Origin of the sequence: Christiangramia crocea (assembly GCF_022410465.1) — a bacterium.
In the GTDB taxonomy this organism is placed as follows: Bacteria; Bacteroidota; Bacteroidia; order Flavobacteriales; family Flavobacteriaceae; genus Christiangramia; species Christiangramia crocea.
In genome coordinates, this window is the sequence record NZ_JAJSON010000024.1 from 1 (window position 1) to 12,385 (window position 12,385).

A 12,385-nucleotide genomic window follows, 5' to 3' on the forward strand; every position below is an offset into this window, starting at 1 on the left:
AGTAATGGTACTTTGACTGCCGGAACCGTTACAGGGGGAAACTCAGGATTTGAATATAGTATCGACGGAATTTCATGGCAAACGTCAAAAACTTTTGGTGGCCTTGCGCCAGGAAATTATACGATTACTGTTCGTGATAACAAAGGTTGTGAAGCATCAGAGTCTTTAAGTATTATTCAACCTGATGAATTAATAATTAACAATACCGATTATTCAAAACCTACCTGTAAAGGAAGTAAAGACGGATCTATTATTTCTATAGATGTTACTGGCGGAACTTCTGGATACCAGTACAAACTGAATAATGGATTATACCAGAATGGAAAAAACTTCACCGGACTCGGTGCAGGAGAACACACTATTTATGTAAAGGACTCCAATGGCTGTATTGCAACCAAAACTATAAATATTATTGAACCTGAGGCCTTAAACCTTACTGGCTCCTCTATCGTAGAGCCGAGCTGTAACGGAGTTTCAGACGGAGAAATAATAGCGGGAACCGCTACAGGTGGAACACCTCCATACATATATAAAGTAAATGGTAGAAGTTACCAGTCAGGAACTAATTTTTCAGGATTTTCCAACGGATCTTATACGGTAACTGTTCAGGATGCTGGGGGGTGTACCGCGACAGAAAATGTGACTGTTACAGAACCTGACCAATTACAGATTACAAATCTAACTTTTTTGGAACCAAATTGCTTTGGTTCCAATACAGGCCAATTAACTGTAGAAGAGGTTGTGGGTGGCACATCACCATACCAGTATAAAATAACAGGAAGAATTTATCAGAATACCAATATCTTTGATGATATCTCTGCTGGAGATTATATCGTCACCGTTAAAGATGCTAATTCCTGTGAAATTACTACTAACATAACGGTAACAGAACCTTTAATTCTAACTCTATCAGGATCTACTACATCTCCTGTTTCATGTAATGGTGAAGCAGATGGAACTGCAACCGCCGGAACCGTATCAGGAGGTAATTCCGGATATCAATACAATATTGATGGAGGTGCTTTCTCAACCATAAATTCATTTACAGGTTTATCTGCTGGAGAGCATATTATTACAGTAAAAGACAGCAAAGGATGTGAAGCTACCGAAACTATCACAGTAACTGAACCTGAGGTTCTAACTCTATCCGGCTCAACTACAACGCCAGTCTCATGTAATGGAGGCACAGATGGTACTGCAACTGCCGGCACCGTTTCAGGAGGTAATTCCGGATTTCAGTACAGTATTGACGGAGGAACATTTTCGTCGGTCAACACATTTACCGGACTCGCCGCGGGCGATCATACCATCACAGTAAAAGACAGCAAAGGTTGTGAAGCTACCGAAACTATTACAGTTACTGAACCGGATACGTTAAATCTTTCAGGTTCAACCACAACTCCGGTCTCATGTAATGGCGGTTCTGACGGAACAATAACGGCTGGTACAGTTTCTGGAGGTAATTCCGGATTTCAATACAGTATTGATGAAGGGGTATTTTCCACTTCTAAAATATTCACCGGTTTATCCGCTGGTAACCACACCATTACCGTAAAGGATAATAAAGGATGTGAAGCTACCGAAACTATTAATGTTATAGAACCGGATCCCCTAACCTCTACTTCTGCTACATTTACAACGGTTAGCTGTAATGGAGGCAATGACGGAACGATAACAGCAGGAACTCCTTCCGGAGGAAATGGTAATTATTCATATGCTTTAGATAACGGAACTTTTAGCTCTTCAAAAACCTTTAGCAACCTTAGCGCGGGAACTTATAATCTCAAAATAAGGGATGCCAAGAACTGTGAATTAATACAGGTCATAGAGGTCACAGAACCAGAACCACTGAGCATGACCGAACCAAGCAGTACGGAAGCCACATGCTATGGAGGGGCTGACGGAACTATCACCGTAGGTACAATGTCCGGAGGAAATGGTAATTATCAGTATTCACTGGATAATACAAACTTTACAACATCCACTACCTTTACAGGTCTTACCGCTGGAAATTATACGATTTTCGTTAAGGATGATAAAAACTGTTCTTTACAAAAAACTATTTCAGTTAGCCAACCCGGGGAATTAAGTGCATCTATAGCCAAAACAAATGTTAGCTGTTTTGATGGATCAGATGGAGCTATAACTCTATCTCAAATTACCGGAGGTCACGGGAACTACGAATTTAGTGTGGACGGAACCTCATGGCAATCAGGAAGTACACTTCAAAACTTAAGCAGTGGTACTTATACAGTTTATATAAGAGATGCTGACTATACCGATTGTGAAGTTGTATTGAACAGTGCTGTGGAAATCACCCAGCCAGCCGCTCCACTAACAGCTACGGTAAGCAAAACCCGGACCACCAGCTATGGTTCTTCAACGGGAACTGCTACTGCGAATGCAACAGGAGGAACTCCCGGATATACTTACGAATGGAGAAACGCTGAAAGCAGTACTGTACTTCAAGTTACAAAAACTGCAACCAATTTACCTGCTGGAGCTTATGAGTTAACTGTTACAGATAGTAAAGGATGTAAATTTATTACTGAATTTATTATAAATGAAATTATAAATGCAACGATTATCCCTACTTCCATATGTACAAGTGACGAAGAAGATGCTATTAGGACATCATATTTTGAAGTAGAAAATTTAACTGCCATAGGAGGAGTAGGACCCTATACCTATTCCTGGGATTTTGGAGACACTTCTTTGCCCACTAGTGCAACAGGCCCCGGATCTCACGAAGTGAATTATTCAGAAGTCGGCAATAAGGTCATTACTCTAACAGTGACCGATTCTGAAAACTTTAGTCAAACATTTTCTTATACTCAATTTGTAGGACAATGCTATCGTCCAAATTGTGTATCCAATGATTTTATTGCAACCAATTATTACGTAGGAGATGCTAATGGCAATAGAATCACCTCCTCTAATTGTGATGCTTCAGACCAAAAATATATTTATATTTTGCTGGGTAACCAGTCTACAAGATACTCTCTATACGCTGAGTTAACCTACACCATAACTAATTTAGAGACTGGAGAGATAACCACTTATATTGAAAATGGTTGTTTTTATGAAAGGCAGGCTATTCCAGAACCGGCAAGGACAATTCCAATTGAATATAATTGTGGTGATATTGTCACTTTACAAAATGTTTATCTAACCTTTTCAAATAATGCCCAACAATTTAATTGCGGCCAGGGCCAACCAAAGCCAAAATGTTATTCTTCCAGCAATCAGGAATATGTGGAATCCCCTCTTTTTGCAAAAGCTGTCCCTAATGAACTACTATGCCACGGTGATAATGTTGGAACAATTAATGTAACGGCATCCGGTGGGATGAGTCCTTATCAGTATAGTATTACTAGTCAAAACACAGGTTATCAATCCAGCAATGTTTTTAATAATTTAAATGCCGGAGATTATACCGTTTGGGTGAAAGATTATAATGGTGAGATTTATGAAGTTCCGTCAGTAACAATTACTCAGCCATCCAGTCCTCTTACTTTAGAAACATCTGTAATTAACCCTGTTTGTTATGGAGACCTAGGCGAAGCTTCAGTTAGTGCATCAGGTGGAACTCCTTTCGAAACTGGAGAACCATATAAGTATTTATGGAATGATGCTTCTGAACAAACAACTTCTACTGCTACCGGTCTGAGTGCCGGTGAATATACAGTAACAGTAATTGACGCTAACGGTTGTCAGACTATTACCAGTGTTACCATTACTCAACCTGAAGAACTTACAATAGCTGAAACCGGGGAGAATCAAACTTTTGGTTGTGGCTTCAATTCCACAAATCTAGAAGCTAATACACCGGTTACCGGAGTTGGGGAATGGACCATTGTATCCGGTCCAGGAGGGACTATTACTGACATCTCTGATCCTAATTCCGAATTTACCGGAACCAGCGGCATACATACATTAAGATGGACTATTTCCCATCCGGACGGAACCTGTGCAACAACAAGTGACATGACAGTTACTTTTTCTTCAGACTGTAGTACATTGGATTTTGATGGTGTGGATGATCATGTCATAATCGGAGATAATTATCCTTTATCTTCAGGTTCTTTTTCCATTGAGGTTTGGGTTAAGCCCAAGTCTGTTTCAGGAATAAAAACCGTTCTTTCGAAAAGGGATTACTCCAATATCAGCAATGGCGGTTTTGACCTTATTATCAATAACGGCGCACCTACTTTTAGATGGGGCAGCAATTCTGTTTCTACCGCCAGTAAGGTATCAACCGACAGATGGTACCATTTAGCAGTGATCTATAAGAATTCAAATATAGAGCTTTATGTAGACGGAATAAAGGTTGGAAATACTTCAGCATCAAACCCGGCCTCAACTGTAGCTCCATTTTTACTGGGAGGAATTTATGATTCCGCCACTCCCGATGTACCTAAAGACTACTTCCACGGCTGGATGGAAGAATTGAGAATATGGAATACCGCTCTTACAGTAAACCAGTTGAGATTTATGATGAATCAGAGAGTGGTGAATAATGGCGGAAATACCAAAGGCGAAGTGCTTCCAATGGACGTCCCTAATTTCCTTACCTGGTCTAACTTGCAGGGATATTATAGATTAATGGCAAATGAGATTGCTAATGGAGAAACACCTGATATTGCCACCAATAAGGTAAATGGGGTTTTGAAGAATATTGAAACCGCACAGGAGAATACAGCGCCATTACCATATATCTCCAAACAGGATGGTTCCTGGAGAAACTCGTCTACCTGGCTCAGACCTACAGTATGGGATGTCCCGAACGGAGTTGGAATAAATGGTGAGTATATCAACTGGAATATTGCCAGAATCTCCCATAACATTAATTCTACTCCACAGGACATTTATATGCTCGGACTTCTTTCAGAAACTGGAGAATTATTAATGGATGGCAATGTTTCAAATGAAACCGGGCAGGGTTTAACTATAACTCATTACCTCAGATTAGATGGAACAATCAACCTGGAGGGGGAGTCCCAACTGGTCCAAACCGAAGGAAGTATTCTTGATGAGAACAGTAGCGGATACCTGGATCGAGATCAGCAGGGAACAGCCAATAGTTTTAATTATAATTACTGGACTTCTCCGGTAAGTCTTCAAGGATCTTCTAATAATTCTGGTTACAGTATTGCTTCTATTCTTAAAGACGGAACTAACCCAGACAATCCTGGAAACCTATCATATAATTACTGGTATGAATTCGCCGATTACAATTATACTGGAGCTAAACGTATTAGTACTTACTGGTTATGGTCCTTTAGAGGAATGGCAGATGAGTATAAAGAGTGGCACCAAATAAGTGAAAATGATCCGCTCCAGGCAGGAGAAGGTTATACCATGAAAGGAACCTCTGGCAGCGCTTCAATAGACAGTCCACAAAACTATGTTTTTCGTGGAAAGCCTAATAATGGAGATATATTATTATCTATCGCTTCGGGAGAAAACAGGTTGGTAGGTAACCCCTACCCTTCTGCTATAGATGCTGAGGAATTTATCAGGGATAACCTTAAAGATGTTAATGGAGGCAGGAATTCCAGCAACATTTTTAACGGAGCTGTTTACTTTTGGGATCATTTTGGACCACAAAATTCTCATTATCTTGAGGAGTATGTTGGCGGTTACGGTGTTTTCAATCTAGCCGGAGGTATCCCGGCCGTTTCTACAGATGAAAGAATTGATGCTACAGGAGAAACCAGTTCTACTTCTCCCGGACGCTATATACCGGTTGCTCAAGGATTTTTTGTAAATGCGGTATTAGACGAAAGTGTTGGAAATCATTCGGTTACCGGAGGTGATGTAATTTTCAAAAACAGTCAACGGGTATTTGTGAAGGAGAGCACCAACGAATCCCAGTTCTTAATGCAAATCAATCCAACTAAAGGACAGCAAAAACAGGCCAAATATACTGAAGATAACAGGTATAAGATAAGGCTACATTTTGCCTCTCCAAAAGGTTATCACAGAGAGATTTTGGTAACTGCCGATGCCAATACCACCAACGGTTTTGATCTTGGGTATGATGCACCTCTTATTGAAAATAATGCTGAAGATATGTACTGGATGATCAACGAATCTGAATTCGTAATCCAGGCAGTACCTAATTTCAATTATAATCAGGTTTTACCAATAGGAATGAAAATTAGTGAAGAAGGCGAATTTTCTATTGATATTAAAGAACTTGAAAACTTTTCCAACATAGATATTTTTGTTCACGACAAGGAGGAAGACACCTATCATAACCTTTCAAAAGACATCTTCAGAGCTAATGCTACTACAGGATATATCAATGAAAAATATGAAATAGTCTTCCAGAAGCCATCATTTGAAGAGAAAGAGGATAAGTCTGATACTACTTCAGACACCTCACCGATCCAGATTTTTGTCGATTACCTTCGGGATACAAAAGAAATTGTTCTTACCAATCCAGACCTTTTACAAATTGATAATGTGGAGCTTTTCAGTATGAGCGGCCAGGTTATTAAAAGTTTTGAAGATATTCAGACTCAAAAAAGCATCCGCTTACAGGTAGAAAGGCCTTTAAGCTCTGCGATCTATATTGTAAAAGTATTTACCAGAAAAGGCCAGCAATCAAGAAAAGTTCTTATTAAGGAATAAATTAAGGCTTATATTTTAAAGGAAAATATACTACTTTTTTAGTATCGAAGAAATCTTCCTCAAAATAATCGGATAGCTCAAAGATTTCAGCATTGCGGTAATCTTTGAGTTCTTCGGTTAGATCTCCTCCTTTCAGATATAGAATGCCATTCTTTCTTTCATGTTTACTAGACTTTGCTATTTTTCCCTTTACCCATCTTACAAATGTTGGCATCACAGCCACCGCCCTGCTTACGATAAAATCATACTGCCCATCAAGGTCTTCAACCCTTTTATTAAAAGACCTTACATTTTCCAGACCAAGGCCATCAGCCACCTCATTAACAACCTTTATTTTCTTTCCGATGGAATCCACTAAATGAAATTCACATTCAGGGAACATTATTGCCAGTGGTATTCCAGGAAAGCCACCACCGGTGCCAACATCCAAAATTTTTGATCCTGGTTTGAATTGCTGCACTTTTGCAATTCCCAATGAATGAAGCACATGTCTTAAATAAAGTTCCTCAATATCCTTTCGGGATACAACATTAATTTTAAGGTTCCAGTCCTTATACAATTCTTCCAGCTTTTTAAACCTGAAAAGCTGCTGTTCTGTTAATTCCGGAAAATATTTCTTTATTAGTTCCAAATTGCTCAAAATTTTTGTCCAAAAGTAGGTATTTTTTATCGTTATTTTTTTTCAAAAAAGAGCATTGAAATTTATAAAATTTTAACTTTGAAGCTGATTTTACATTTGGTAGATCACGCGCAAAAAACAGTTGCAAAAGGAATATTTAAATTATTAAAAATTATGCAGGAACAATTATCGAATCGCATTAAATCAATGGCAACTTCCCAAACGCTGGCTATGGCGGCGAAGGCGCGCGAACTTAAAGAAGAAGGCAAGGACATTATAGGCCTGAGCCTTGGAGAACCTGACTTCAATACTCCCGACTTTATAAAAGAAGCAGCCATTCAGGCCATCAATGATAATTATAACTCCTATACACCGGTAGACGGTTATGTGGAATTAAAAGATGCCATCATTAATAAATTTAAAAGAGACAATAATCTTACCTATGACAGGTCTCAGATTGTAGTTTCTACAGGAGCCAAGCAGTCACTAGCGAACGTCGCTATGGTAATTCTCAATCCCGGTGATGAAGTATTGCTGCCCTGCCCCTACTGGGTAAGTTATGCTGAAATTGTAAAACTGGCTGAGGGTGTTCCTGTGGAGATACCAACAACGGTTGAAACCAACTTCAAAATAACTCCGGAGCAATTAGAGGCATCAATCACTCCCAAAACAAGAATGATCTGGTACAGCTCTCCATGTAATCCCAGCGGAATGGTTTATAGCAGAGAAGAGTTAAGAGCGCTGGCCGATGTTCTGAAGAAATATCCGGATATCATCGTGGTAAGTGATGAAATATACGAGCATATAAATTTTGTTGGCGGGCATGCTTCTATGGCTGAATTCGAAGATATGTATGACCGTACGGTAACTGTTAATGGAGTCTCAAAAGCATTTGCTATGACCGGCTGGAGAATAGGATATATTGGTGCTCCAACTTATATCGCCAGAGCATGTAATAAAATGCAGGGACAGATCACCAGCGGTGCCAATTGTATTGCCCAGCGTGCTGTGATAACTGCACTGGAAGCACCGGTAAGCAAGATCAGTCATATGATTGACACCTTTAAGAATCGAAGAAAACTGATCGTTGATCTTTTAAATAAAATAGACGGATTTGTAACCCCGGAACCAGAAGGGGCCTTTTATGTTTTTCCGAATATATCTTCCTATTTTGGAAAGACTATAAAAGGGCATGAAATTTTAAATGCTACTGATTTCAGCCTGTTCCTTTTAGAAGAAGCCAATGTAGCGACTGTAACAGGAGATGCTTTCGGTAATCCGGAATGTATCAGAATTTCTTACGCTGCCAGTGAACAGCAAATTGAAGAAGCATTGAACAGGATCAAAAATGCTGTTAAGGAATAATTTATAAAGAATATATACCTATTAAAAAACCGGCGTTAGCGCCGGTTTTTTATTTTATCTGTTTCTCCAGAAAAACGGAGTAAGTATAATCAATACTGTAAACAGTTCCAGCCTTCCTATTAGCATAAGAAAACTACACCACCATTTTCCAAAGTCTGGCAACATGTCAAAATTGTTAACAGGGCTCAGACCACCAAAAGCAGGACCAATGTTTCCTAAAGAGGAAGCCGCACCACCAATGGCCGTTTCAAAATCCAATCCTAAAGCTGCAAGAACCACCGCTCCAATAATGAAAGCCAACATATACAGTATAAAGAATCCCAGGATATTAAAAACAATCTCTTTACTTATTGACTTCCCGTTAAAACGAACTGGAAGAATAGCATTTGGGTGTAAAGTCCGTTTAAATTCGATCAAACCATTCTTGATCATGATAAGATGACGCATCACTTTTACACCACCTGCCGTGGAACCAGCCGAGCCTCCCAGAAAGAACAAACCAAAAAATAGTATAGTAAGGAATGGGGTCCACATGGTATAATCGGCAGTTACAAAACCTGTGGTTGTAATCACTGCAAGGACCTGAAACAATGAATGTCTGAAAGCGCTTTCGCCTTCACCTAATATCATTGGGTGATCTATAGAGGAAATACTTACATCTGCCTCAAAATAAACAATTAGCGATGCTATCAGGGTAAAACCAACAATAAAAAAGAAATACCATTTGAATTCATCATCATGAAGTACTTTACTAATCTTTCCTTTAAAAGCAAAATAGCTTAATACAAAGTTACTTCCGGCAAGCAGCATAAAAACAATAATAATATACTGAATTGTAGGATTATCATTCCAGTAGGCTATACTGGCATTCTTAGTAGAAAAACCACCTGTTGAGAGTGTACTGAATGCGTGATTTATTGCATCAAAAAACGTCATTCCCGAAACCCAAAGCAAAATAGTTTCAGCAAGTGTATAAGAAACATAGATGAGCCATAATCTCTTAGCGGTATCCCTGATTCTTGGTTTCAGCTTATCGGCACTCGGGCCTGGCGATTCTGCACTAAACAGCTGCATACCTCCAATTCCTAAAAGAGGTAAAATAGCTATGGCAAGAACGATGATTCCCATTCCTCCAATCCAGTGCGTAAGGCTTCTCCAAAATAAAATACCCTTAGGGATCGCTTCAATATCATTTAAAATAGAAGCACCTGTGGTGGTATACCCAGACATTGTTTCGAAGAAAGCATTTGTAAAGCGGGGAATAGATTCACTTATTACGTAAGGTAATGCCCCGCTGAGTGCCATGAATATCCAGCCAAAAGTCACGATGATATAGCCTTCCCTGACCTTAACCTCCTTACTGTGCCCTTTGGTGGTAAACATGAGGAGCGTTCCTACAAATAAGGTAATCAAGGCAGCCGTGGAAATTTCAAGGGTAACTCCATCCTGGTAAAACCAGCTTACAAGAGTGGCAAGTAGCATAAAGCCGCCATTACAAAGCAGCAATAAGCCCATTACATGAAGAATTATTTGATAATTCAGCCTGGGCATTATAAGAAAAGTTTTTCTACTTTATTGATAGATCGTGGCAGGCAACAAACTACAATTCTATCACCGGGTTTAATAAGGAAGTCCCCCAAAGCGATCATCCCCTTGCCATTTCTGATTATCCCTCCGATTATAGCGGATCTTGGAAAGTCAAGATCCTTAATTCTTTTATCGCTTACCTGTGATTCAGGCTTAACAATAAATTCAAGAAGCTCGGCATTCATATTGTTCAGTTTCGTCATGGCAACAACCTCTCCTTTCCTGACGTATCTGAAAATATTGTTTGCTGCAAGTAATTTCTTATTTATAAGAGTATCAATTCCTATAGAGTGGCTTAACTGAAAATAATCCATGTTCTCCACGAGGGAAATAGTCTTTTTAACGCTCTTTGATTTGGCTACAAGACAGGACATAATATTGGTTTCAGAATTACCCGTCACCGCGATAAAAGCATCCATATCATGGATGTTTTCTTCTTCCAGTAACTCCACATTTCGTCCATCTCCATTAATAATCAGAGTATCCGGCAACTCATCAGCAAGCTCATAAGCCTTTTCCCTGTCCTTCTCAACCAGCTTAACATTAAAATTATTTCTACAAAGGTCCTGGGCAGTTTTTCTTCCGATTTTACTTCCGCCAAGAACCATAACATTCTTAATATCCTGTCTTATCTTTCCTGTTAGCTTATAAAGTTCCTCTACCCCATTCTTCAGGGTAATAAAATACACCTGGTCTCCATCCTTGAATTGAGTATCCCCTCTGGGTATCAAGGTATACTGGGTTCCAAATCTTTGAATAGCAATAGGGACAAAATTTAATTCAGGGAATATTTTAGCTGCCTCTTTAACAGTTTTACCTACAAAAGTGGCTGTTCTGGAAAGACTTACCCCAATCATCGTTAGTGCTCCATCTTCAAACTCATAACTATCATTAAAAGCCGATTGATTCAATAGCAACTCAATCTCCCGTGAAGCCAAAGCCTCCGGAGAAATAAGTTCATCTATCCCAAAACGTGTAAATCCTAATTCGCCCTGGTTTTCCAGGAATTCGGTATTTGAGATCCTTGCAATCGTTCTTTTTGCACCTAACTGCTTGGCCAGTACACATACCGTAATATTAGTAGCTTCGCTGGAAGTGACGCTTATTACCATATCGGTATACTTTACCTGGGCTTCCTTAAGAATTTTAATGGAACTTGCATCACCCTTCACCGTTTTAATGTCCAAATGAGTATCAGCATATGCCAGATTATCCCGATTTGGATCAATTAAGGTGATATCCTGTGATTCAAAGGAAAGTAATTTAGCTAAATGAAATCCTACTTCACCTGCACCGGCGATAATTATTTTCATATATCAGCTTCAAATTGAAAGAGCAAAGTTAAGGTATTTTAAAGAAACGAGAAATTAGATTGTTCGGATAAAATTTTAATGATCAGCAAGGTAATTTAAGCATATAAGTTATCTTTGGCCCAAAGTATTTTTATGGGTAAAAAGGTTACGCCTTATAAGGATTCCAAACTTTCCAAAAAAAAGCAGGTAGAGCAGATGTTTGATAACATTTCGGACAATTACGACGGTCTGAACCGGGTTATCTCTCTTGGAACCGATGTAAAATGGAGAAAAAAGGTTGTTACAACAGTTTCAGCAACCAAGCCACAGAGCATTTTAGATATTGCTACTGGCACAGGGGATCTTGCCATTCAAATGGCGCAAACAAACGCGACCCGGATTGTTGGTTTGGACCTTTCTGAAGGCATGTTAAAGGTTGGCCGAAGGAAGATCTCAGACAAGAATCTGGATTCCAGAATCGAAATGATCCAGGGAGATTCTGAAAATTTACCCTTTGAAGATAATTCCTTCGACGCCATTACAGTTGCTTTCGGCGTTAGAAATTTTGAAAATCTTGATAAAGGACTTGAAGAAATATATAGGGTTTTGAAACCTGGAGGTATTTTCGTAGTATTGGAAACCTCGGTACCCACCAAATTTCCCTACAAACAGGGTTACCGTTTATATTCAAATTTCATATTACCCGTTATTGGCAAAATATTTTCGAAAGATAAAGTTGCCTATTCCTATTTAAGTGAAAGCGCTGCAAATTTTCCATATGGCAATGCATTCAACAATATTTTGGAAAAAATCGGGTTTATAGATGTTAAAGATATGCCGCAAACATTTGGCGTTTCAACCATTTATATTGCTTCAAAGTAAT

Annotated in this window: 6 protein-coding genes; 3 read left to right on the forward strand and 3 right to left on the reverse strand. The window is 39.1% G+C overall.

The window, feature by feature from the left end; genetic code table 11:
* The first annotated feature begins 12 nt into the window (after nt 1–12).
* Nucleotides 13–6,639, forward strand: coding sequence for a LamG-like jellyroll fold domain-containing protein (locus LU635_RS11030; protein WP_240099153.1), 6,627 nt, complete (start codon nt 13–15; stop codon nt 6,637–6,639).
* A gap of 1 nt (nt 6,640) precedes the next feature.
* Here the strand turns inward: LU635_RS11030 and rsmG are convergent, their stop codons facing one another.
* The gene (rsmG, locus tag LU635_RS11035) at nt 6,641–7,270 is read right to left on the reverse strand and encodes a 16S rRNA (guanine(527)-N(7))-methyltransferase RsmG (protein ID WP_240099155.1); all 630 of its coding nucleotides are present in this window, start codon (nt 7,268–7,270) and stop codon (nt 6,641–6,643) included.
* A gap of 162 nt (nt 7,271–7,432) precedes the next feature.
* On the opposite strand from rsmG, the gene LU635_RS11040 reads away from it, so the two are divergent.
* Nucleotides 7,433–8,623: a pyridoxal phosphate-dependent aminotransferase gene (locus LU635_RS11040; RefSeq protein ID WP_240099387.1), complete on the forward strand. Its 1,191-nt coding sequence runs from the start codon at nt 7,433–7,435 to the stop codon at nt 8,621–8,623.
* A gap of 54 nt (nt 8,624–8,677) precedes the next feature.
* Here the strand turns inward: LU635_RS11040 and LU635_RS11045 are convergent, their stop codons facing one another.
* Together LU635_RS11045 and trkA are read right to left on the reverse strand one after the other, a co-directional pair.
* A complete protein-coding gene (locus tag LU635_RS11045) occupies nt 8,678–10,174 on the reverse strand; it encodes a TrkH family potassium uptake protein (RefSeq protein WP_240099157.1) in 1,497 nt (498 codons plus the stop codon).
* Complete coding sequence (trkA, locus tag LU635_RS11050; RefSeq protein ID WP_240099159.1) at nt 10,174–11,523, reverse strand: Trk system potassium transporter TrkA; 1,350 nt, start codon at nt 11,521–11,523, stop codon at nt 10,174–10,176. The genes LU635_RS11045 and trkA overlap by 1 nt, the downstream gene beginning before the upstream one ends.
* A gap of 132 nt (nt 11,524–11,655) precedes the next feature.
* On the opposite strand from trkA, the gene ubiE reads away from it, so the two are divergent.
* Nucleotides 11,656–12,384: a bifunctional demethylmenaquinone methyltransferase/2-methoxy-6-polyprenyl-1,4-benzoquinol methylase UbiE gene (gene ubiE, locus LU635_RS11055; protein WP_240099161.1), complete on the forward strand. Its 729-nt coding sequence runs from the start codon at nt 11,656–11,658 to the stop codon at nt 12,382–12,384.
* Nucleotide 12,385 lies beyond the last annotated feature (1 nt).